The sequence below is a fragment of the Sphingopyxis sp. GW821-FHT10B01 genome, from assembly GCF_059415685.1.
In genome coordinates, this window is record NZ_JBWKNS010000004.1 from 90,294 (window position 1) to 112,534 (window position 22,241).

The following is a 22,241-nucleotide window of genomic DNA, read 5'->3' on the forward strand; positions in this document are numbered from 1 at the left end:
TGCTTTGAGAGCGCGCGTCACTAGCTTGGGGTTTCCACCGGGGAGGGACGGTATCTTGAGCGAAACCACGGACGCCGTTCGGAAAAGCATCTGGTCGCGGGCAAAGCATATGGCGCTTCAGGCGCCGCCCGAGCGCAACCGCTACGTCGATTTCCTCCGCGCGCTGTCGATCCTCGCGGTCGTCGTCGGCCATTGGCTGGTCGCTGCGCCCTATATGAAGGACGGCGCCGTCGAGGGCGGGCATCTGCTCGGTATCCTCCCGTGGACGCAGTGGCTGACCTGGGGGTTTCAGGTGATGCCGCTCTTCTTCCTCGTCGGTGGTTTCTCGAACGGCATGTCGTGGGCGGCGACGCTGCGCAAGGGCGGCAGCTATGAAAGCTGGTACAGCGGACGGCTCCAGCGGCTGATCAATCCGGTGCTGCCCTTGTTCCTGATCTGGACGCTCGTCGCGATGTTCGGCACCTTGATGGGGATCGATCGCGGCGTCGTCGCGATGGCGGCGCAGCTCGCGCTGATCCCGGTGTGGTTCCTGTCGGTCTATCTGATGGTCGCGGCGGTGGTGCCGCTGACGTGGAAGGCGTGGAAGCGTTGGGGGTTCGCTTCCTTCTGGGCGCTCGTCGCGGGCGCGGTGGCGATCGATGTCGCGGCGCTGCGCTTCGACGTGCCCTATGTGAATTTCCTCAACTTCGCCTTCGTCTGGCTTGCGATCCACCAGCTCGGCTTTGCGTGGAGCGAGGGACGGCTGGCGCCGAGCAGGGCGCTTTTGTGGGGCGTCGGCGGGCTCCTCGCGCTCGGGCTACTCGTCGGCGTCGGACCCTATCCGGTCGCGATGATCGGCGTGCCGGGAAGCGGCCTCAGCAACTCGATGCCGCCGACGCTCGCTTTGCTCGCGCTCGGCATCGCACAGGCGGGTTTCGCGCTGGCGCTCGAACCCGCAGGGCGGCGGATGCTCGACAATCTTCGCCTCTGGACCAGCGTCGTGCTCGTCAACGGCATGATCATGACGATCTATCTCTGGCACCTCACGGCCTTCGTGCTCGTGATGCTCGCGGCCTGGCTGCTCGGCGGGATCGGGCTCGATGTCGCGCCGGGCACCGCGGCATGGTGGCTCGCACGCCCGGTGTGGTTCATCCTCTACATCGCGGCGCTTTTCCCGCTGATCATGCTCTTCGCGCGCTATGAACGCGCGAGCAAGGACAGCGGCGAGGTGCCGCACTGGCGCTTGATCGTCGGGTTACTGCTGATTTGCGCCGGACTCGGCGCCACCGCGGCGATCAGCATAGCAAGCCCGCTCGGCGTCACCGGCGTGCGCCTCTGGCTCGTTGCGTTGCCCTTTGTGGGCGCCGCGATTGCGCAATTCGGCCCCGTCCACCGGCTGACGCAGTCGCGGGCATGATGCGCGATGCATGGCGGAGGTTGGTCCGCTTTGGGGTGGAAAGCGGTCGTTCGCTACCGCTCCTGTTTCCCGGCGAAGGCCTGGGCCCAGAGCGTTAGAAAGCAGACGTCTGCTGGTTGCGCCCTGGACCCCGGCCTTCGCCGGGGAACAGCAACTCTTGGTCCCATTCAGACCTTCGTCATCCCGGACTTGACCCGGGGTGACGACGGCCGACAGGCAGCGACTGATCGCTTTCGGACACGTCCCGCGTCCGTTCGTGTCGAGCGAAGTCGAGACACCCTGCGACCTTGCGCCACGCCGATGGGCATCTCGACTTCGCTCGATGCAAACGGGAACAAATCTGCTTCCAATTGGTCGTCGGCCGCCTTCCAGCGGGCTAGAGCCAAACACCGCCAAAAGAAAACCGGCGCGGATCGCTCCGCGCCGGTTTTTCTCGGTAATATATTTGCGAAGTGACGCGTCAGGCGACGCGGCGCACTTCATTGCCTTCGTCGTCGATGTCGCGAAGGACGTAACCGCGGCCCCAGACCGTCTCGATATAATTTTCGCCGTGGCAAGCGAGCGCAAGTTTCTTGCGCAGCTTGCAGATGAAGACGTCGATGATCTTCAGTTCGGGCTCGTCCATGCCGCCATAGAGGTGGTTCAGGAACATTTCCTTGGTCAGCGTCGTACCCTTGCGGAGGCTGAGCAGCTCGAGCATCTGATATTCCTTGCCGGTCAGATGCACGCGGGTCGTGTCGACCTCGACCGTCTTGGTATCCAGATTGACCTGCAGCTTGCCGGTCTTGATGACGCTCTGGCTGTGCCCCTTCGACCGGCGGACGACCGCATGAATGCGGGCAACCAGCTCGTCGCGGTGGAACGGTTTGGTGACATAATCGTCGGCACCGAAGCCGAACGAACGAACCTTCGAATCCATTTCGGAAACACCCGACAGGATCAGCACCGGCGTCTGCACCTTGGCGGTGCGCAGCTTTTTCAGCACGTCATAGCCGTGCATGTCGGGCAGGTTCAGGTCGAGCAGAATGATATCGTAATCATAGAGCTTGCCCAGGTCCAGGCCTTCCTCACCGAGATCGGTGGTATAGACATTGAAGCCCTCGGTCGTGAGCATCGTATCGATCGCTTTCGCGGTCGTCGGCTCGTCCTCGATCAGCAGTACGCGCATTGGGCACCCCTTTTTCCCACGATAATCCCGCGAACCGATCGCATGACCATCAAGGATGTCACCGACCAACCCCCGTTGCAGGACTGCCGGAACATTAACCATGAAACTAATGAAGGGAAAAGGTTAATTTTGACTTAACCCGCAGAAGTCCGCGAGTCGCGGCCAATTTGCAACAGTGGTTTGGCCGGATTTCAGTTGCCGCGGAGCGCCAGATATTGCGCATGCGCGCCTGTGCAGGAAATTTTCAGCGTATCGACCAGATGATCCGAAAGCGCTCTGACGCGCGCCGGACGCAAACGCGACGGCGGCGACAACAGATGCAGATGCGCCTGCGGTGTCGACCAATCGGTCAGGATCGGCACGACCGCACCCGATGCGAGTTCGTCGGCGGCGATGAAGTCGGGCAACACGGCAATCCCGACCCCTGCAACGACCAGCGGCACCGCAATATCGCCATTGTTCGCAAACAGAGGTCCTGTCGGCAGCACCGTTGCCTCTTCGCCCTTGCGGTGAAAATGCAGCGGCATCGCGCGCTGGCGGTGGCCGTATCCGATCAGCCGGTGGCCCGCGAGTTCGAGCGGGTGCTTCGGGACTCCATGCTTTTCCAGATAGGCCGGACTGGCGATCACCGAAGCCGCGACCGGCGCGATCGTGCGCGCGAGCAGGCTGGAATCGGCGAGCGGCGCAATGCGCAGCGTCAGGTCGATCCCTTCGGCGACCGGATCATTCCGCGCGTCGCTCAACACCACCTCGATCTCGACCGCCGGATGCCGTTCGAGGAAAATCGCCAGCGGCGGGCCCAGCACCTTGATTCCGAAGCTCATCGGTGCCGCGAGCTTGATCGGTCCGGCAAGATCGAGCCGGTCGCCGCGCGCCGCCTCGGTCGCTGCGGTCGCCGCTGCGACCATCGCGCGCGCCTCGTCGAGCAAACCTGCCCCGGCGGTCGACACCGTCACGACGCGCGAGCTGCGATGAAGCAAGGTGATGCCCAGCGACGCTTCGAGCCGCGTCACCGCTTTCGACACGCTGGCCTTCGACAGGCCGAGCGATGCCGCCGCCGCCGTAAAACCGCCGCTGTCGGCGACCGCAACGAAACAGGCCCAGCCTTCATAATCGGGGAGCGCCATGGAAATTCACCCTCGAATCGGAAACGATGGGTTTCTATCTATGCTATTTTCGAAACGATCCCAATGACTATCTTGTCCTCAACAAGACAGCGCTTCCCGGCCCCGATGACGGAGCAAGCCGGAAGCAGGATGAAAGGACAAGGCCATGATCGACATTCGCAAATTCGACACGCTGGGCCACGCCGACCATGGCTGGCTCGACGCCCGTCACCATTTCTCGTTCGCCAATTATCACGATCCGAAACGGATGGGCTGGGGCGCTCTCCGCGTCTGGAACGACGATGCCATCGCGGCGCAGGCAGGTTTTCCCCCGCATCCGCACCGCGACATGGAAATCATCACCTATGTTCGCACCGGGGCGATCAGCCATCGCGACTCGATGGGCAATGCCGGCCGCACCGCAGCGGGCGACGTCCAGGTGATGAGCGCCGGTACCGGTGTGACGCACAGCGAGTTCAACCTCGAGGATGAGGAAACGACGCTGTTCCAGATCTGGATCATGCCCGATCGTGACGGCGGCAATCCCGGCTGGGGCGCACGCCAGTTCCCGCAGGCCGACCGTTCGGGCCAGTTCGTGACGCTGGCAAGCGGCATCGAGGGTGACGACGCCCTGCCGATCCGCGCCAATGCCCGCGTTGCCGCGGCAACGGTGAACGCCGGCGAGAGCATCTCCTACGATCTCGAGGCCGGACGCCATGCCTATCTGGTCGCCGCCAAGGGCCGCATCCGCGTCAATGGCGAGGATGCCGACCCCCGCGACGGCATCGCGCTCCGCGATGTCGGCACGATCAAGGTCGAAGCGCTCGACGACGCCGAACTGGTGCTGGTCGACAGCCTCTGAAGAAGTCCCCGGGCCGTCGCCTCTCCCCCTCCCTGACGGCGGCCCACCCTGTGCCGCGAGTTCCCCCGGCTCGCGGCACCCCCTTCCTCTCCCCCCTGAAGTGAAAAGGAGTATATCCGATGACCCATATTCTTCGCATCGACGCCAGCGCCCGCAACCAAGGTTCGACCACGCGTCCGCTCGCCGACCAGTTGGTCAATCGCCTTGTCGAACAAGGCTATGGCGCCACCGTCACCCGCCGCGACCTTCATGCGAACCCGCCCGCCTTGCTTACCGAAAGCTGGGTCGGTGCCAATTTCACCGACGAAGAGGCGCGCAGCGACGAGCAAAAGGCCGTGCTTGCAGGATCGGACGAACTGATCGCCGAGCTCGAAGCCGCCGACACGATCGTCATCACCGCGCCGATCTATAATTTCGCGATCCCCGCGTCGCTGAAGGCGTGGGTCGACCTGATCGCCCGTGCCCGCCGCACCTTCCGCTATACCGAGGCCGGGCCCGAAGGGCTGCTAACGGGCAAGCGCGCGTTCATCGTCTTCGCCTCGGGCGGCGTGCCGCTGGGCAGCGAAGTCGATTTCGCCAGCGGCTATCTGAAGCATATCCTCGGCTTCGTCGGTATCACCGATGTCACCGTCATCGCCGCCGACGGCCACATGATGGACGGCGAAGCCGTCACACGCGCCACCTCGGTGATCGATGGCCTGAAGCAGGCGGCCTGAACCGATGCGTCGTCTCCCGAGCCTCTTCCTTTCGCATGGCTCGCCGATGATGGCGCTCGAGCCCAGCCCGGCGCGGACCTTCCTCGCCGGGCTGGGCACCCAATTGCCGCATCCGCGCGCGATCCTTGTTGTCTCGGCGCATCATGATGCGGCATATCAGGGCGGCCGGGCGACGGTCACGGCTTCGCCTATGCCGCCGACGATCCACGATTTCGGCGGCTTTCCCGACGAACTTTTCGCGATGCGCTATCCCGCGCCGGGTGATCCGGGGCTGGCGCAGCAGGTTGTCGACCTGCTCGCCGGGCACGGCCTGTCCGTCACCGCCGACCCCGACCGCGGGCTCGACCATGGGGCGTGGGTGCCGCTCTCGCTCGTCTATCCGGGCGCCGACGTTCCTGTGGTCCAGCTTTCGATCGCGTCGAACGCCTCGCCCGTATGGCATTATGCCCTCGGCCAGGCGCTCGCGCCGCTGCGTGACGACGGCGTGCTGATCATCGGGTCGGGCAGCATCACGCACAATCTGCGCGCGCTTTTCTCCGCCCGCTTGCCGATCGACGCCCCGGCGCCGGCCTGGGTCACCGATTTCACCGACTGGGTCGCCGATCGCATGGCCAACGGCGCCATCGACGATGTACTCCATAGTGTCGAGCGCGCGCCGCACGGCCGCGACAATCATCCGACGCCCGACCACATCCTGCCGCTCTTCGTCGCGATGGGAGCAGGCGGCGAGCCATTCGCCGCCGAGCGGCTGCATCACAGCGTTACCTACGGCCTGCTCGCGATGGACGTTTACGCTTTCGGCTAGCGCGCCTATAGCGCGCCATGCTCCTTTCAGACCGTGTTCTTTTCCTCGACGGCGAGGCCCTTGTCATCGACAAACCCGCCGGCCTGCCCGTCGACGCCCCGCGCGACGGCAGCATCAGCCTTGAAAACCATCTCGACCTTTTGAAGTTCGGCTTCAAGCGCTGGCCGCTCGCGGTTCACCGGCTCGACCGCGACACCTCGGGCTGCCTGTTGCTCGCGCGCAATCCCAAGGCGCACGGCCGCTTCACCCGCGCGTTCGAAAGCCGCGAGGTCGAAAAGCAATATCTCGCCATCGTCGACGGCATCCCCGACGGCGACGGCGGCACGATCGATATCGCGCTTGGCAAGGTATCGACCGCCGAGGACGGCTGGCGCATGGTTGGCGACCCGAAAGGCAAGCCGTCGGTATCGCACTGGGAAAAGATCGCGGTCGTGGGCGAGCACAGCCTGCTCCGCTTCCGCCCCGAAACCGGCCGCACGCATCAACTGCGCGTCCACGCGCTCGAGGGGCTCGGCTTCCCGCTCGTCGGCGATCCCGTGTACGGGCGCGGCGGGACCAAAACCCGCACGCTGCTGCACGCCGAACGGCTGGTCGTAAAACGTGACGTCAAGCCGTCGATAATTGCCGAGGCGCCCTTTCCTGACAGCTTCATCGCCTTGGGCTTCGCGGCGCCGGAGGGAGCGGAGCCGACGCGTGGCTGAGATACCGGAGAGCGCGATCAGCGAGAAATTTCTCGCGGGCACAGGACCCGGCGGACAGAATGTCAACAAGGTCGCGACCGCGTGCCAATTGCGCGTCAACGTCTATGCCCTCGGCCTCACGCCCGATGCCTATAAACGACTGAAGACCCTTGCCGGCAGCCGGATGACGACCGAGGGCGAACTGATCATCCTCGCGCGCCGCTATCGCACGCAGGAAGCCAACCGCGCCGATGCCCGCGAACGCCTGTCCGACCTGATCGACGCCGCGCTGGTGCGTCCCGAGCGCCGCATCAAGACCAAGCCGAGCAAGGCGGCCAAAGCGCGCCGCGTCGACAGCAAGAAAGCGCGCAGCAGCGTCAAAGCCGGTCGCGGACGTGTAAAGCCAACAGAGTAAACCGCATTTTTACGCTCGCCCGCTAGAATCGTCCGCGTTCAGTTCAGCGGAGCCGCATATGAGCGAAATAGTGAAATCGGTCCTGATGGGCCTTGGCTGCCTCAGCATCCTGAGCTTTGTCGGCTGCGGCATGATGGGCGCGGGCGTCATCGTCGCAGCGGATCGCGCCGCCGATCGGGTGAGCCAGAGCGACACCCCCGACCACTCCGAAAAGTCCCCCTGGGACAAATAGTCGCCGCGCCGTCCTCTGCGCGGCGACGCCCCCGCATTGACAGCATCCCGCCCCGAGGCGAGCGTCGCCGAATGAATCTCTATCGTCTCGATGCCCCTGCTAGCCTGATCGCCACAACGTTCGGGGCCGACGCCGGCGAAGATCCCTGGACCGGCGATTATGTCGCGCCCGGCCGCCCTGCGCCGGTAATCGTCAGCGACGGCCGCGGCGGATCGCGCCGCTATTTACGCCCGAAACTATGGGGTGTCCCGCCGCCCCCGCAAGGCGACCGGCCGGTCACGGCCGTCCGCAACCTGCAAAGCCCCTTCTGGATCGGCACGCTGCGCCACCCCGAACTGCGCTGCCTGATCCCTGCGACCTCCTTTGCTGAATGGTCGGGGCCGCCGGGGGCCAAGTGCCAGCACTGGTTTTCGGTGCCCGCGCACCCCGTTTTCGCCTTTGCCGGTATCCTGCGTCAGGGCGAAGATTGGCCCTGCTTCGCCATCATCTCCACCGACCCGAACCGGTTGGTTGCGCACCATCAGCCAAAGGGGATGCCGCTGATCCTGCATCCCGAAGATCATGCCACCTGGATGAGCGGCGAATGGCGCGCGGCGGTGGCGCTCGCGGTGCCCTATCCGGGCCAGTTGATGACGGTCGGCGATGCGCCGCCGGTGTAGCCGATTTTCACCATATAATTTCACTTTGGGGTAACCAATGGCGCCTTAAAAGCCGGGTGAATCAAGCAATGACCGCTGGGACCAAATCCGTGTTGGGGAATCGCATTATCGAAGCCAGAAAGGCGCCGGCTGCCGGGCGCGGTGCCGAGCGCGCGCCTGTGACCGCGCGCGCGCGTTTTCGCGAACCGGGGCTGAACCCCTTTGACGTCGAACTGTTCGACCTGTCGTCGACCGGCTTTCGTATGATGACCTATTCGCGCCCGCAGATCGGCAAGCATATCTGGGTGAGCCTGCCCGGGCTGCAGCCGCTGGAGGCGATCGTCCGCCGGTCCGATGGCAACAATCATGGCTGCGAGTTTGTCCATCCGCTCCATCCGTCGGTGGCGAAACATCTGCAGGTGAAGCTGCGCTAGGCGCGGCCGGATATCACCCCCCGGGCTTTTCCGACTTCTTCAAAATATGCTTCCACTCGTCGGGCTGGACGCGCCCGACCGACAGCCGCGACTGGCGGAGCAGGTCCATGTCGGCGAGCTTGGGATCGGCCTTGATCGCCGCGAGCGTCACCGGATGGGCGAGCGGGCGGATGGGCGCGACGCGAACGACGACCCAGGGCGCGCCCTCGTCGGCAGTCGGATCGGGAAACGCCGCCTCGGTGACCGTCATGATCCCCACGCATTCCTTGCCGATATTGCTGTGATAAAATAGCGCTTCGTCCCCGACCTGCATCGCTTTCAGGTTGAGCTTTGCCGTGTGGTTGCGCACACCGTCCCAGATGCCCGTGCCATCCTTGACGAGCTGGTCCCACGCATAGGCGTCGGGTTCGGATTTCATCAGCCAATATGATTTTGCCATGCGCCCTCTTACCGTCTGCGTCCGGTTTGAAAAGAGCGAGCCTCTTTCCCTGCACCGCCGACGGTCGTACATGCGGGAACAGAGTCGCGGAGGCCCAAGCCTGCGCCCAATATGGATGATATGATGACTGCCGCTGTTCCGACCATTTCCATGTCGCTTCCCGCCGACCAGTTCGCGAAAGATTTCGGAGCGTCGTTCGAACGCTTCGGCTTTGCGATGATCACCGACCATGGCATCGATCCCGCGTTGATCGACGAAGCCTGGGACAAGGCGAAAGCCTTTTTCGCGCTGCCCGAAGATGTGAAGCGCGCCTATCATATCGCCGGCGGCGGCGGGGCGCGCGGCTACACCCCGTTCGGCACCGAGATCGCCAAGGGTGCAAAAGAAGTCGACCTCAAGGAATTCTGGCACGTCGGCCGCGACCTGCCCGCCGGGCATCGCCTCGCCGCGCAGCAGCCGAACAATGTCTGGCCCGCCGAAGTCGACGGCTTCCGCGCCGCCTATGACAAATTGTTCGCCGAATTTGACCGCGTCGGCGGCCGTCTGCTGTCGGGCATCGCGCGCTACCTCGGCCTCGCGCCCGATTTCTTCGACGACACCGTTGCCGACGGCAACAGCGTGATGCGCCTGCTCCACTATCCGCCCGTCGAAGCCCCCGCAAAGGGCATCCGCGCCGAAGCACATGAGGACATCAACACGATCACGCTGCTGCTCGGTGCCGAAGAGGCGGGCCTCGAAATCCTCGATAAGGACGGCAGCTGGCTTCCGGTCAGCCCGCCGCCGGGCGCGATGGCGGTCAATGTCGGCGACATGCTGCAACGGCTGACCAACAACAAGCTGCCCTCGACCACCCACCGCGTCCGCAACCCCGACGCAGGCCGCGCGAGCGTTGCGCGCTATTCGATGCCCTTCTTCCTGCACTTCCGCTCGGACTATCCGATCGAGACGCTGGAGAGCTGCATCGATGCGTCGCATCCGAACCTCTACCCGACACCGATTACGGCGGACGACTATCTGCAGGAACGGCTGCGCGAGATTGGGCTCAAGAAATAGGCTAGCGTCGGCTTTGGGCTGGAAAGCGGACGTTCTCTACCGCTCCTGTTCCCCGGCGAAGGCCGGGGCCCAGAGCGTTAGAAAGCAGACGTCTGCTGGTTGCGCCCTGGACCCCGGCCTTCGCCGGGGAACGCTACTTCCGGCCGAAAGCGGTCACCGCTCCTCCCAATAATCGAACGCCAGCTGCTGCTGCTCGCGGATAAATCGCGCCGCTGCCGGCCCTTCCCACGGCCCGTCATAGCCGAGCAGCAATGCCGTCCCGCCGACCCACCAGCCTTGCCCCGGCAGCCGGTCGCTTTCGCGCACCAGCAGCACCGCGAGATCGGGCTCGCCGTCGAGCGCGCACAGGCGATCGACTTCGCCCAGCGTCTTGCACACCGCGCGCATCTTGGGCCGCGTGAAGCGGAAACCCAAATCGCCCAGCAGTTCGGAATAGCTGACGCTGCGCCCCTCGCGCGCTGCGGCGGTCAGGATCGCACGGATGCGCGGCGCGTCGCCGAGCGCGCTGACGTCGGCGGCGGTCGCCTCGGTCCCTAAACCCTGGTCTTTGGCGGCCACGGGATGAATCCGGAGGTGCGCGCGACATAGTCGGCATATTGGGGCCGCGTCTTGTGCAGCCCCTTTTCGAGCAGCGCCTTGCCCGACCATTTGGTGAGGGTGAAGGTCAGGAAGACCGGGCCGATCACGCTGGCGAGCGCGGGTCCCCAGCCAAGGTCGGCGACGACAAGCCAGATGCCCCACCAGGTCAGCGCATCGCCGAAATAATTGGGATGGCGCGTGTAACGCCACAGGCCGGTGTCGAGCACCTTGCCCTTGTTCGCGGGGTCCTTCCGGAAGCGATCGAGCTGCGCGTCGCCGATGGTTTCGAACGCGATGCCGATCAAGGCCGCGGCCGCGCCGATCCCGCCGATGATCCCCACCGGCGCCGCATGACCCGCACTGGCCCAGATCCCGATCTGCGCGGGCAGGCAGGTGAGGAACAGCAACGGCGCCTGCGTCAGGAAGACGGTAAGCAGCGCCGCCTTGCCCCAGCTCCATTTTTTCGTTTCCATCGTCCGGGCGAGAATCTTCGTATAGCGCGGATCCTCGCCATGCGTGGCCCAGCGGACCCCGAGATGGATCGCGAGCCGCAGCCCCCAAAGCGAGGTGAGGCCCAGCAGCAGCTTGGCGTGCGCCCCTTCGGCGCCGACCTGCCACCATGCCCCCCATGCGAGCAGCACCATACCGAACGCCCAGAAAGCATCGATAAACGACACGTCGCGGATCACGACCGACAGGCCCCAAAGCAGCAGGATCACCGCGAGCAGTCCCGCGAAATTGATCGCCAGCAGCAAAAGGGCGTCACTCATGCACGCATATCCGGTATGTCATCCACGCCGACAATATCGTCGATCGATCGCGCCTGCCGCTCGGGGAATCGAGCGGTGCAGCCCCTATATACCTCAAATACCTTCATCATGTCGGCGCGAAAATCGCCTGTCGGCCAGATCAGCGGGCCAAGTCCGCCGGTCTTGGTCCCATAATCCATGAAGCCGACGACGAGCGGCACCTTGGCCGCGAGCGCGATTTGATAAAAGCCGGTGCGCCATTTCGCCGCCTTGCCGCGCGTCCCTTCGGGCGCGACGGTCAGCATGAATTCGGTGCGCCGCGCAAATTCCTCCACCGTCTGCTGCACGACATTGCCGCCGCCGCGGCGATCGACCGGGACCCCACCCATCTGGCGGATGAAACCGCCGATCGGCCAGCGGAACAACGACAGCTTTGCCATGAAAAAGGGGCGGATCTTGAGGTCGGCGGTCAGCCCGAGGAAGTTCACGAAATCCCAATTGCTCGTGTGCGGCGCCGCGATCAGGATGAAGCGCCGCGGCTCGGGCACTTCGCCGACCGCTTTCCATCCGCGCATCCGGTACAATAAAAGCAGCAGACGACGCACCGCGCGCGCCACCAGCCCCGGCGGGTCATCATCTATTCTCGTCACGCTTGGTCCTCTCCCTCGGCGGCGATTGCGCGAAAGCCGCGCGCGGCGCAAGGGGGTGCGCACCACGGGCTTGCGGCCGCCCGGTCTTTCTGCTCCCTTCCGCGCGATGAAAATGGGGAGATATTGATGAAGACGTTGTCCGCGTTGCTGACGTCCGCCTTGCTGTTCGCGGCGCCCGCGATCGCCGCCGAACCGCCGCCACGCCCCGACCAGCTCGCCTTTCGCGAACTCTACCGCGAACTCGTCGAAACCAACACCACGCTTTCGGCCGGTAGCTGCACGCTCGCCGCCGAACGCATGGCGGCACGGTTGAAGACGGCGGGTTTCGCCGATGGTCAGCTCACTCTTTTCGCGACCCCCGAAAATCCGAAAGAAGGTGGCCTCGTCGCCGTCTATCCGGGCACGTCGAAGAGTGCCAAGCCGATCCTGCTCGTCGCGCATATCGACGTCGTCGAGGCGAAGCGTGCCGATTGGGAACGCGATCCGTTCGTCATGGTCGCGGAAAATGGCTATTTCTATGGCCGCGGCACCGCCGACGACAAGGCGCAGGCGGCGGTGTGGGTCGATACGCTGATCCGTTTCAAACAGGCTGGCTACAAGCCCAGGCGCACGGTGAAGGTCGCGCTGACCTGCGGCGAGGAAACCAATGGCGCGTTCAACGGGGTCGAATGGCTCGCGGCGAACAAGCGCGACCTGATCGACGCCGAATTCGCGTTGAACGAAGGCGGCGGCGGCGACAGCGACGGCAAGGGCAAGATTCTCGGCCAGTCGGTGCAGGTCGGCGAAAAGACCTTCGCCAACTTCCGCCTCGAAACCCGCAATCCCGGCGGCCACAGCTCGGCACCGGTGCCCGCCAATGCGATCTACGAGCTGTCGCGCGCGCTCACCAAAGTCGCGGACTATGATTTCCCGGCCGAGATGACCGACACGACGCGGCGCTTCTTTGCCGAGGCCGGCGCCGCGCGCGGTGACGCGACGGGCGCCGCGATGATCGCGCTGTCGAAGAATCTCGCCGACAAGGCGGCCGAGGCGATCGTCAACAAGGATGCGTTCCTCCACAGCAACCTGCGCACGACCTGCGTTGCGACCTTGCTCGACGGCGGCCATGCGCCGAACGCGCTGCCCCAGCGCGCGGGGGCGAACATCAATTGCCGCATCTTCCCGGGACACAGCATCGAATCGATCAAGGACGAACTCGCGAAGGTGATCGGCGACCCCGGCGTCACCATCACCCAGCTGGCGCCCAAACGCCCCGCGCCGCCCGCGCCGCCGCTCGACCCCAAGGTCATCGGCCCGATGCAGACGCTCGTCGATAAATATTGGCCCGGCCTGAAGGTGATCCCGTCGATGGCCAACGGCTATACCGACGCGACCTTCCTCGGCGCAGTCGGTATCCCGACCTATGGCATCCCGGGCATGTGGGGCGACCCCGACGGCAATGGCGCGCACGGCCTGAACGAACGCATGGAAGTCCGCTCGGTCTATGTCGGGCGCGACTATATGTTCGATCTGGTGAAGGCCTATGCCGACAAGCCTTAGCATGTCCTTGTTGCCCATTCGTCGCCCCCGCGAAGGGGGGGCGCCGGCGGTTTAAACCTTCGACGCCGTGTCAGGCCGACTGCGGCCCCCGCCTTCGCGGGGGCGACGATTCTCTGTTATGCTGCGGAGACAATCCGTCCCTCACCCCACAAACGCGCGCTCGATGACGAAGTCGCCGGGCGCGGCGTTCGATCCTTCCTTGAACCCCAGCGCCTCGAAGCGCGTCTCGAGATCGCGAATCATCGCCATGCTGCCGCACATCATGATGCGGTCGGTCGCGGGGTCGAAATGCGCCGGGCCGGTCAGCGGATGGCCGAACAGGCTACCGCTCTCGATCAGCGCATCGATGCGTCCCTCGGTGCGGAAGGGCTGGCGCGTTACCGTCGGCAGGTAATGAAATTGCAGCAGCGCCTGATCCTGCACCAGCGGGTCGCCGGCAAGCTGGCTTTCCAGCTCGTCGCGGAACGCGAGGTCGCTGACCTGCCGCACGCAATGGACGAGCTGGATCTGGCTGAAGCGCTCGTAGATATCGGGATCGCGCGCGAGGCTGAGGAAGGGTGCGAGGCCGGTGCCGGTCGAGAGCAGGAACAGCCGCTGCCCCGGCAGCAGCGCGTCGGCGACGAGCGTGCCGGTGGGTTTGCGGCCGAGATAGACCGGATCGCCCGGCTGGATTTTCTGGAGCCGCGAGGTCAGCGGGCCATCGGGCACCTTGATCGACAGAAATTCGAGCTCGTCGGCATAAGCGGGGCTCGCGATCGAGTAAGCGCGCAGCAGCGGGCGTCCTTCGCCCGGCAACCCGATCATCACAAACTCGCCCGAACGGAAACGGAAGCTCGGCGGCCGCGTGATCGTGAAGCTGAACAGATGCTCGTTCCAGTGGCGCACCGAACGCACCTCCTCGACGGTCAGTGAGGCGGAGGGGGCCAGCTTGGCGGCTTCGGCAATACGGTCACTCATCACTTTGAACTTTCCTGATGTGTCATGGCGCCGGCCGCGAGGGCCGGCATATCGAATCCCGCCCCGACCAATTGGCCGACCACGGCGCCCATCGCGTTCGCGATCGGACCGACGCTGTCTCCCTCGGCCAGCAAGGCCAGCGCCCTGCGGGCATTTGCCGAATCCCCAAGCGAAATATCGCGCCAGAGTCCAAGCAGAATTGCTTCATCCTCTGAAATCTGGGGGCAGGGCATCGGTGCAAGAAGAAGCGTCTCGACGGCATCGCTGCCGAGCAGCGCCATCGCGACATGGAAATCGGGAAGCGCGTTCCGCGCGTCGACCGCGGCGAAGCCCCGGTGCAACGCTTGCGGCGGACATTGCCCGCACGCGGCCGCCCGAACCCAGCCGCGCATCGCCCAGAGCAGGAAGCGCCCGCTGTTGCCGAGGCTCTCCACCGGTTGGTCGACGAAGGCGTACATCGATTCCCTTTCCAGCGCGCAGGATGCTGCGCCGGACGGGCTTATATGTTACTGCGAGTCATTTGCAATTTAGAATTTCTGCAGAGAGCCATTCAATATTTTCGCGCTGATGACCGTGACCGACCGATTGCCAGGGCTTCATATCATGTTGCCGTGGGCTTGATCTTGGAACCAGCTCAGGATTCAGGCCTGCTTGGGCATCGGAAAAGGCCGGATGCCGGCCCGGTATGACGAAGGGGATGGCTGTTTTCCCTTCGATAGACTGGCTCTACTCCCGTCTATCTTGCCACACACTGCGGCCAAAATGGGCCGGTTGCGACGCGCCGAGAACGAGTCCCGGACGGCGCGCGGGCGCGGTGGGTGGCGGAATGATCTCGAAGCCCGAGGCGACCGCGTGGGTAGCGGGCGCCGCACCGCCGTGTGCGACGCGCAACAATGTCGTGTCGATCGGCCGGTCGGTTTCGATCCCGAATCGTCTGTCGACGACCCAGCGGACGGTGCCCAGCATCGGGTCGTGACCCGGCAGGAAAACGGTGATTCGCTCGCCGATGCTCAGCGCAGTGGGGCCCTGCCCACCGATGCCCGTTTCAGACACATTGCGGATCGTCACGTCAAATTGCCCGAGCCGCGCACACGCGAGCGCACCTTTCACCAGGCGCGACTGGCGCGGCTGACGCTTGTCGGACGGAACGGATGAGGTTGGGGGAACCTCGGGACTGGACATGCGCGACTCATCTTCTTCGCCCAACCCCCACGTCGGCCGATCATTTTGGTCCCTCGATAGCCGTAAAGATCGAAGGTAAATTTTCGTATAGCGTCTTCGGTAATTATTTGGCCGGCGGCAGCCCGCCGAACGTGACGATGCTTTCGCTGCCATTTGCCGACACCGCCGAAACGCCGAAGAAATTATCGTCGACGATGACGCCGGGCAGCACCAGTTCGGTCGGCGCGCCGGAGGAAATGGTCTGGCTGTCGGACCAGTCGCTGCGGTCGGCGCGTCGCCAGTATAATTTATAGGCGGCGGCGTCCGTCACCGGCGACCAGCGTATCGTCGTGTTCGAGCTGACCGCGCCGTCGATGCTGACGCTGGCCGGCGCTGGCGGCGCGTCGGCGAGTTCGCCCGCCAAGGCGACGTTGAGCGTGGTCACACGTGCCAGATAGGGGAAATCCATCTCGTCGACCGTATCGCCATATTTGCGGCCGTTCTCGCTGCGCAGATCCTGATGCTGATGATCATAATCCTCGATCCCGACGGTGAAACGGATCGCGGGATAGCCGAGTTCGAGCGAGGGCAGATGGTCGCCGCCGCGGCGAAAGCGGTCGGGGCGCCGGACCGCGAGCACTTCGAGGCCGATCGCGGGGTTCCGTTCCCCGGCGCGGATGGCCGCCTTGGCAAGCGCGCGCGACGGGCCGTCGTCCTCGCCGCCGATCCCGCGCCGTGCGAGCTGGGCCGCCAGATCCTCCGATGCGCGGATGCCTTCGCTGAACACCCGCACGCGGTTGTCGACGATTGCGCCGTCGGTGCCGCGGGTGCCGCCGACGATGTCGTTGTTGAGCATCGCCGCGACCTGCCAATTCTGGTCTTTCGCATGTTTGGCGAGCAGTTTGCCGCCCCACAATCCCTGTTCCTCGCCCGACAGCAGCGCATAGACGATCGTCGCGCGATGCTTCTGCTTCGACAACAGGCGCGCGGTCTCGATCACCAGCGCGGTGCCCGAGGCGTCGTCGTTGGCGCCGGGCGCGTCAGCGGTGAAGTTCATCGGGTCGCTGACGCGGCTGTCGATATGGCCGGCGATCATGATGACATGCGCCGGGTCGCCACTGCCTTTCTGGATCGCAAGGACATTTTCGACGATCACGCCAGCCGGCGCGCGCGGTCCTTCGAAGCGGTCGGCGATCCGCTCGACCTTCAGGCATCCGCCACAGGCTTTGGAAATCCGTTCGAATTCGCCCGCGCCCCAATTGCGCGCGGCGCCGATGCCGCGTTCGGGATCGGTCGCCGACGACAGCGTATGGCGCGTGCCGAAGGACACCAATTTTTCGACCGATGCCTTCAGCCGTGCCGGATCGGCGGCGGGGGTCTCATCCTTGGCGAAAGCCGCGGCAGGCGCCGTCAGCAGCAGGGCGGCGAGCAGGCTCTGTTTGATCATGCCGCTTCATGCGCTGCGGCGCGGACAAAGAAAAGCCCCTCCCCAAAAGGAGAGGGGCTTTGACGATATCAGCCGAGACCCGAGAAGCGGATGTCCTGGACGCGGCCATAACGGACTTCGCAGGTGAACTTGCCCTTGTCATAGGATCCGCCGCGGCCCCAGCGACCGCCGTAACCGTCGCGGACGATAACGCGGCCCTTGACCCGGTAACCGTCGCGCTTGCGATCGATGCTCGTCACTTCGGTGACATCGGTGCGGCCATAACGGCGGCTGCCGCGCTCGACCGAATTGACGCACTGGCTGACCGCGCTGCGGCTGTTGCCATAGCGGTTATAGTCATATCCATAGCCGTAGCGGCCATCGTCATAGCGGCCCCGGCCGCGGTCATAGCGGTTGTCCCGATCGTAGCGATCATAACGGTCGTTATCGCCGCTCGACAGGATCGCGGCGAGGCCGCCGAGTACGACGGCGCCGGCGATGATTTCACCCGCGCCGATCCCGTCGCGATCGTGATCGCGGTCGCGGGCCATCGCGGGGGTGGCGCCGATCAGCATCGCGCCGGCGGTGGCCGCACCAATTGCGGCCCTGGTAAGGTTGGTCTTGATAGCCATGGTTCGGTCTCCTCTAAAAGCGCAGGCGGCAGCGTCGCGGCCTGTTGAGGAGGGTGTACCGATTCGGCGGTGACACGGTGCTGAACCCCGCGCTTATCTGGCGTTCAGACTTGGTTTTGCCGGCGTTCATAAAGAAAAGGCCCCTCGCCGTGGGGCAAGGGGCCTGCGTTGAATTTGGAAATCGTCAGCCGAAGCTGACGTCGACGACGCGGCCGTTGCGGTAGCTGCAGCCAAAGCTGCGCACGTCGCCGCCGAGGCGTGAGGCGGTTCCGGTGACGTACCAGCCGCCATTGTTCGGCTGGGTACCGGTGATGCTGTCGACTCGGGCGTCGTCGCCCATTTCGGCCTCGACCGCCCAGCCGCACGCATCGGCGGCACGCGATTCGGTCTCGCCGCGATTATAGGCGCCGGGGACGGGGTCATTTTGTGTGTCCGGTTCGTAACGCGGCACGTCCTGCCGGTTGTCGCGATAGGGTGGGTCATAACGATAGTCGGGCGCGCGCTCGCGCTTGTCCTTGCCCACCGAGCTGGCGATCGCGGCGATGGTGCCGATAATCAGCAAACCGCCGAGCACGTCGCCGGTGCTGATATTGTCGCGGTCGCGGTATCCCCAGCCGCCATGATGGCGTCCGCGCGCTTCGGCGGGCACGGCGCTGAGCCCGACCGAGGTCAGGACGATCGCTGCCGCGGTGGTGAAGCTGGTCAATTTACGCATCGAGGAAAACTCCCCTCTGGCGGGCCCAGGATGGTCCGGCCCGCAATCTCGCCTTTCTAGGCGTGCGATGCTTTCGCGCCGCTGAACCGTTGCTACTGCGCGGCGAGCCGAGTCGCGATATGCAAAAGGCCCGCCATCCTGGAGGATGGCGGGCCCTGGGACCAGTATAGGTGACCAGACCTATTCGGGTAATATCAGCAAGCGCAGCGCGGCTTGGGCCGGGGCTTCCATTTCTTCTTCGCGACATAGCGTTTCCGCACCGGCACATTTTCATAATAGGTGCGGGTCGATGTCTCGACCGTTTCGGTCACGATCGGCGCGCCATTCGTGATGATCGTCGTGACCACGACGCCGGGCGTGTAATAGCCGTAACCATAGCCGCCGTGCTGATAGCTGGTAGAATAGCCGCCGGGGTAATAGCCGCTCTGGTACGAACCACGGCTCGACCACCACTCTTCGCACTTCTTCTTGTCCGAGGCATTGCCGATGGCCGAGCCGGCGATAGCGCCAAGCCCGCCGCCGATCAGCGTTCCCGCGGTGCGATCGCCGTGTCCGGCTATGCGGTTGCCGGCGATGCCCCCCACGAGCCCGCCGACAACCGCGCCGCCCACTGTGCCCCCCCGGCCACAGCGGCGTTGCATATCTTCGTTGTACCGTGCGTCATAGCCGCCACCATAACGGGGATCATAGGCGGGCGGCGGCGGATAGCCGGCGCCATGGCCTTCGACCGTGCCTTCGTAACGGCCGTCATAGCGGCGGCCGTCGGGCGCTTCATAGGTGCCGTTCCAGGTCCCGGTCCAGCGGCCGTCGGCGTCATAAGTGCCATTCACTTGACGATAATCGGCTTCGCCGGGCACGCGGTCGGGATAGCCGGTGTAGACCCGCGCGTCGGGATCATCGGGATTGCCATAGTCGAGCGACGGGCGCGGATCATGGCCATAGGCGGCGCTGTCCGACAGGCTCGGCGCCGCGGTCATCGGCATTTCCGCGCCGGCGCGTCCCGCCAGCAACAACGACCCTGCGGCCATTCCCAACAACACAATCGTGCGCATGCTAAACTCCCTGTTCCCCCGGCCTGAACCGATTGGTTAACAGCTTGTTAGCAAAATTAGCGCCTTTTCGCGAATCCGTTAACCGTGACCGATGCGTATCATTTTGGGTCAGGAAGCCGGTGCGAGCGTGGCCGCAATGCGCGCAATCAACGCTTCGGCCCCCACCTGGTCGGCGGCGGTGAAGCGCGCAGGGACCGGGCTGTCGAGGTCGAGCACGCCGACGAGGCGGTCGTTCGCGATTACCGGTACGACGAGTTCGCTGCGGCTGTCGGCGTCGCACGCGATATGGTCTGGAAAGGCGTGGACATCCTCGACGCGCTGGGTTGTGCGGAGGCGAGCGGCGGCGCCGCACACGCCTTTGTCGAGCGGAATGCGGATGCACGCCGCCTTGCCCTGGAACGGGCCGAGCACCAGCTCGGTCCCGTCGAAGCGGTAGAAACCCGCCCAGTTGAGGTCGGGGATCGCCTGCCAGATCAGCGCCGCGATATTCGCCATATTGGCGATGCCGTCGGGTTCGCCCGCGACGAGCGCTGCGGCGGCGTCGCCTGCCTCGGCCCAGAGTTCGGTCGATTCGGTGGCGGTGAAGGCGAGGGCGGTGGACATTATTCCACGCTCAGCCCGGTCCATTTCGCCGCAAAGGCATATTTGTCGGCTGCCTCGGCGATGATCTTGTCGGTCGGCTTGCCGCTCCCGTGCCCCGCGCGCGTTTCGACACGGATCAGGTGCGGCTTGTCGCCTGCTTTCGCATGCTGCAGCGCCGCAGTATATTTGAAGCTGTGCCCCGGCACCACGCGATCGTCGGTGTCGGCGGTCGTCACCAGCACTGCGGGATAGGGCGTCCCGTCCTTGATATTGTGGTAGGGCGAGTAAGCGAGCAGGTTCCGGAAATCGCCTTCCTTCGACGGATAGCCATAATCGTCGACCCAATAGCGCCCGGCGGTAAAGCGGTCGAAGCGCAGCATGTCCATCACACCCACGGCGGGCAGCGCCGCGGCGAACAGATCGGGGCGCTGGTTGGTCACCGCGCCGACCAGCAGGCCGCCGTTCGACCCGCCCTCGATCGCGATCTGGCCCTTGCCCGCGATCCCTTCGGCGATCAGATATTCGCCGGCGGCGATGAAATCGTCGAAGACATTCTGTTTCTTGTCGAGCCGGCCGGCGTCGTGCCACGCCTTGCCATATTCGCCGCCGCCGCGCAGATTGGCGATCGCAAGCACGCCGCCCTCGTCGACCCATGCGAGCTTGGTCGGCGAAAAACCGGGGGTCATCGAGACGTTGAAGCCGCCATAGCCATAGAGCAGCGTCGGCGATCCCTTGCTGCGGTCGAGGCCCTTTTTCATGACGACGAACATCGGCACTTCGGTGCCGTCCTTCGATTTGTAAAAGCGCTGTTCGACGCTGAAGTCCGATGGTTTGAAGGTCAGCTTGGGTTCGGCGAAAATCTCGCTTTTTCCGGTCGCGGTATCGAAGCGGTAAATCGTCGTCGGCCGCGCATAGCTCGAGAAGCTGTAGAAGGTTTCGGGGTCGCTCGACTTGCCGCCGAACCCCGATGCCGCGCCGATGTCGGCGAGCTTGATGTTGGCGACCGGCTTGCCGTCGAGCGCGACCATCATCGCCTCCGACTTCGCATCGCCGAGGTATGAGAGGATCAGGCGGTTGCCGACGCGCGAGGCACCGACAAGCGTTGCATCATCCTCGCCGACGAGCTGCGTCAGTGCGGCGGGCTTTTTCACGTCCATCGAGACGATCCGTCCGCGCGGCGCACCCTTGTTGGTGACAAAGGTAAAGCGCGGGCCGTCGTTGGTTACATATTCCCAGTTGTTCGCATAATCGTCGACCAGCACGATCGGCTTTGCGCCGGCTTTGCCGATCGGATGGAGCGTCAGGCCATAGCGCTGGTCGGTCCCCTCGGACGAGACGACGAGCAGATATTTGCCGTCGTCGGTAACGACCGCGCTGTTGTTGAGTTTCGGCTTGTCGGGCGTCGCGTGGATCAGCACATCGTCGCTCTGGGGCGTGCCGAGCTTGTGGAAATAGACTGCATGATGCTCGTTGAGCGACTGAAACGCTGCGCCCTTGGCGGGTTCGGGGAAGCGCGAATAATAGAAGCCGCTGCCGTCCTTGGCCCAGTCGAGGCCTGAGAATTTGACCCAGCGGACCTCGTCGGACAGATCCTGACCGGTCGCGACATCCTTCACGCGGACGATGCGCCAGTCGGTGCCGCCGTCCTGCACCGAATAGAGCAGATGCCTGCCATCGTCCGACGGGGCCCACTCGGCCAGCGCGGTCGCGCCGTCCTTGGCCCATGTATTGGGGTCGATCAGGACGCGGCCTTCGCCTTTCAGCCCCTCGCGGACATAGAGCACCGATTGCGGCTGCAGCCCGTCGTTGCGGGTATAGAAATAACGCGTCCCCGCCTTGGTCGGCAGGCCGAAGCGTTCGTAATTATACAGCTCGGTCATCCGCTTCTTGAAGGTGTCGCGGCCGGGCAGCGTTTCAAGATAGGTGTCGGTGACCTTGTTCTGCGCCGCAACCCACGCGGCGACCTTCGGGTTGACGCGGACATCGTCCTCCAGCCAGCGATAGGGATCGGCGACGTCGACGCCGAACTGCGGGTCGACCGTGCTTCCGCGCGCGGTGTCGGGATAGCCGGGCGCCGTCGCCGTCGCCGATGTCGCGGCGGCGTCGGCCGCCTGTGCTGCACCCGCCGTCATCGTCAGGGCAACCAACGCCAGCGGCGCGGACAGGGCTTTACGGGACATGGCAAGGCGATCCTCATTATCTTGGGGGACATTATCGTGCGCCGATATGTAAGGATGGCAAAGGCAGGGGCAAGG

General features: G+C 64.7%; 26 protein-coding genes. 11 read left to right on the forward strand and 15 right to left on the reverse strand.

Annotation, left to right across the window (positions count from 1 at the left end):
• Positions 1-55: 55 nt before the first annotated feature.
• Positions 56-1,396: an acyltransferase family protein gene (locus tag AC07NV_RS13085; RefSeq protein WP_495166803.1), complete on the forward strand. Its 1,341-nt coding sequence runs from the start codon at positions 56-58 to the stop codon at positions 1,394-1,396.
• 460 nt (positions 1,397-1,856) lie between these two features.
• On the opposite strand, the gene ctrA is transcribed toward AC07NV_RS13085, so the two are convergent.
• Both ctrA and AC07NV_RS13095 read right to left on the reverse strand, forming a co-directional pair.
• On the reverse strand, positions 1,857-2,564 hold the full coding sequence (gene ctrA / locus AC07NV_RS13090) for a response regulator transcription factor CtrA (RefSeq protein WP_495166804.1): 708 nt from the start codon (positions 2,562-2,564) through the stop codon (positions 1,857-1,859).
• A gap of 191 nt (positions 2,565-2,755) precedes the next feature.
• A complete protein-coding gene (locus AC07NV_RS13095) occupies positions 2,756-3,691 on the reverse strand; it encodes a LysR family transcriptional regulator (RefSeq protein WP_495166805.1) in 936 nt (311 codons plus the stop codon).
• A gap of 145 nt (positions 3,692-3,836) precedes the next feature.
• Here AC07NV_RS13095 and AC07NV_RS13100 point away from each other — a divergent pair, with 145 nt between their 5' ends.
• The 8 genes from AC07NV_RS13100 (at position 3,837) to AC07NV_RS13135 (ending at position 8,452) form a co-directional block, all read left to right on the forward strand.
• On the forward strand, positions 3,837-4,532 hold the full coding sequence (locus AC07NV_RS13100) for a pirin family protein (RefSeq protein WP_495166806.1): 696 nt from the start codon (positions 3,837-3,839) through the stop codon (positions 4,530-4,532).
• A 119-nt stretch (positions 4,533-4,651) separates the two neighbouring features.
• Positions 4,652-5,248 (forward strand): FMN-dependent NADH-azoreductase, encoded by a 597-nt coding sequence (locus AC07NV_RS13105; protein ID WP_495166807.1) that lies wholly within the window; start codon positions 4,652-4,654, stop codon positions 5,246-5,248.
• A 4-nt stretch (positions 5,249-5,252) separates the two neighbouring features.
• Positions 5,253-6,053, forward strand: a complete 801-nt coding sequence (locus tag AC07NV_RS13110) for a DODA-type extradiol aromatic ring-opening family dioxygenase (RefSeq protein ID WP_495166808.1) — start codon at positions 5,253-5,255, stop codon at positions 6,051-6,053.
• A 17-nt stretch (positions 6,054-6,070) separates the two neighbouring features.
• Positions 6,071-6,754, forward strand: coding sequence for an RluA family pseudouridine synthase (locus AC07NV_RS13115; RefSeq protein WP_495166809.1), 684 nt, complete (start codon positions 6,071-6,073; stop codon positions 6,752-6,754).
• On the forward strand, positions 6,747-7,148 hold the full coding sequence (arfB, locus tag AC07NV_RS13120; protein WP_495166810.1) for an alternative ribosome rescue aminoacyl-tRNA hydrolase ArfB: 402 nt from the start codon (positions 6,747-6,749) through the stop codon (positions 7,146-7,148). The genes AC07NV_RS13115 and arfB overlap by 8 nt, the downstream gene beginning before the upstream one ends.
• 58 nt (positions 7,149-7,206) lie before the next feature.
• The gene (locus tag AC07NV_RS13125) at positions 7,207-7,380 is read left to right on the forward strand and encodes a hypothetical protein (protein WP_495166811.1); all 174 of its coding nucleotides are present in this window, start codon (positions 7,207-7,209) and stop codon (positions 7,378-7,380) included.
• Between the two features lie 71 nt (positions 7,381-7,451).
• The gene (locus tag AC07NV_RS13130; protein ID WP_495166812.1) at positions 7,452-8,039 is read left to right on the forward strand and encodes an SOS response-associated peptidase family protein; all 588 of its coding nucleotides are present in this window, start codon (positions 7,452-7,454) and stop codon (positions 8,037-8,039) included.
• Positions 8,040-8,128: 89 nt separating this feature from the next.
• A complete protein-coding gene (locus AC07NV_RS13135; protein WP_495166813.1) occupies positions 8,129-8,452 on the forward strand; it encodes a PilZ domain-containing protein in 324 nt (107 codons plus the stop codon).
• A gap of 13 nt (positions 8,453-8,465) precedes the next feature.
• Here the strand turns inward: AC07NV_RS13135 and AC07NV_RS13140 are convergent, their stop codons facing one another.
• Entirely contained in the window at positions 8,466-8,891 is a 426-nt protein-coding gene (locus AC07NV_RS13140; protein ID WP_495166814.1) for an EVE domain-containing protein, read from the reverse strand.
• A 123-nt stretch (positions 8,892-9,014) separates the two neighbouring features.
• On the opposite strand from AC07NV_RS13140, the gene AC07NV_RS13145 reads away from it, so the two are divergent.
• Positions 9,015-9,944 (forward strand): isopenicillin N synthase family dioxygenase, encoded by a 930-nt coding sequence (locus AC07NV_RS13145; RefSeq protein ID WP_495167271.1) that lies wholly within the window; start codon positions 9,015-9,017, stop codon positions 9,942-9,944.
• A gap of 153 nt (positions 9,945-10,097) precedes the next feature.
• On the opposite strand, the gene AC07NV_RS13150 is transcribed toward AC07NV_RS13145, so the two are convergent.
• Genes AC07NV_RS13150 through AC07NV_RS13160 form a run of 3 tightly spaced genes read right to left on the reverse strand, consistent with a single transcriptional unit; the run spans position 10,098 to position 11,922 of the window.
• Positions 10,098-10,502 carry a ribose-phosphate pyrophosphokinase gene (locus AC07NV_RS13150; RefSeq protein WP_495166815.1) on the reverse strand — a complete coding sequence of 135 codons (405 nt, stop codon included), beginning with the start codon at positions 10,500-10,502 and terminating at the stop codon, positions 10,098-10,100.
• Positions 10,478-11,293: a DUF1295 domain-containing protein gene (locus tag AC07NV_RS13155; RefSeq protein ID WP_495166816.1), complete on the reverse strand. Its 816-nt coding sequence runs from the start codon at positions 11,291-11,293 to the stop codon at positions 10,478-10,480. Before AC07NV_RS13155 ends, AC07NV_RS13150 begins: the two co-directional genes overlap by 25 nt.
• Positions 11,290-11,922 (reverse strand): lysophospholipid acyltransferase family protein, encoded by a 633-nt coding sequence (locus AC07NV_RS13160; protein WP_495166817.1) that lies wholly within the window; start codon positions 11,920-11,922, stop codon positions 11,290-11,292. Before AC07NV_RS13160 ends, AC07NV_RS13155 begins: the two co-directional genes overlap by 4 nt.
• A gap of 126 nt (positions 11,923-12,048) precedes the next feature.
• Here AC07NV_RS13160 and AC07NV_RS13165 point away from each other — a divergent pair, with 126 nt between their 5' ends.
• Positions 12,049-13,461 carry a M20/M25/M40 family metallo-hydrolase gene (locus AC07NV_RS13165; RefSeq protein WP_495166818.1) on the forward strand — a complete coding sequence of 471 codons (1,413 nt, stop codon included), beginning with the start codon at positions 12,049-12,051 and terminating at the stop codon, positions 13,459-13,461.
• A 141-nt stretch (positions 13,462-13,602) separates the two neighbouring features.
• On the opposite strand, the gene AC07NV_RS13170 is transcribed toward AC07NV_RS13165, so the two are convergent.
• The 9 genes from AC07NV_RS13170 to AC07NV_RS13210 all read right to left on the reverse strand — a co-directional run bounded on the left by AC07NV_RS13170 (position 13,603) and on the right by AC07NV_RS13210 (position 22,166).
• Positions 13,603-14,418 carry a ferredoxin--NADP reductase gene (locus tag AC07NV_RS13170; RefSeq protein WP_495166819.1) on the reverse strand — a complete coding sequence of 272 codons (816 nt, stop codon included), beginning with the start codon at positions 14,416-14,418 and terminating at the stop codon, positions 13,603-13,605.
• Complete coding sequence (locus AC07NV_RS13175) at positions 14,418-14,699, reverse strand: hypothetical protein (RefSeq protein ID WP_495166820.1); 282 nt, start codon at positions 14,697-14,699, stop codon at positions 14,418-14,420. Before AC07NV_RS13175 ends, AC07NV_RS13170 begins: the two co-directional genes overlap by 1 nt.
• Positions 14,700-15,144: 445 nt before the next feature.
• On the reverse strand, positions 15,145-15,600 hold the full coding sequence (locus AC07NV_RS13180; protein ID WP_495166821.1) for a PilZ domain-containing protein: 456 nt from the start codon (positions 15,598-15,600) through the stop codon (positions 15,145-15,147).
• Positions 15,601-15,703: 103 nt separating this feature from the next.
• Positions 15,704-17,026 carry a M28 family peptidase gene (locus AC07NV_RS13185; protein WP_495166822.1) on the reverse strand — a complete coding sequence of 441 codons (1,323 nt, stop codon included), beginning with the start codon at positions 17,024-17,026 and terminating at the stop codon, positions 15,704-15,706.
• Between the two features lie 68 nt (positions 17,027-17,094).
• Entirely contained in the window at positions 17,095-17,637 is a 543-nt protein-coding gene (locus AC07NV_RS13190) for a hypothetical protein (protein ID WP_495166823.1), read from the reverse strand.
• 184 nt (positions 17,638-17,821) lie between these two features.
• Complete coding sequence (locus tag AC07NV_RS13195; protein WP_495166824.1) at positions 17,822-18,352, reverse strand: hypothetical protein; 531 nt, start codon at positions 18,350-18,352, stop codon at positions 17,822-17,824.
• A 194-nt stretch (positions 18,353-18,546) separates the two neighbouring features.
• Complete coding sequence (locus tag AC07NV_RS13200) at positions 18,547-19,404, reverse strand: glycine zipper 2TM domain-containing protein (protein WP_495166825.1); 858 nt, start codon at positions 19,402-19,404, stop codon at positions 18,547-18,549.
• Positions 19,405-19,512: 108 nt separating this feature from the next.
• The gene (locus tag AC07NV_RS13205) at positions 19,513-20,007 is read right to left on the reverse strand and encodes a GAF domain-containing protein (protein WP_495166826.1); all 495 of its coding nucleotides are present in this window, start codon (positions 20,005-20,007) and stop codon (positions 19,513-19,515) included.
• A complete protein-coding gene (locus AC07NV_RS13210) occupies positions 20,007-22,166 on the reverse strand; it encodes a prolyl oligopeptidase family serine peptidase (protein ID WP_495166827.1) in 2,160 nt (719 codons plus the stop codon). Before AC07NV_RS13210 ends, AC07NV_RS13205 begins: the two co-directional genes overlap by 1 nt.
• Positions 22,167-22,241: the final 75 nt, after the last annotated feature.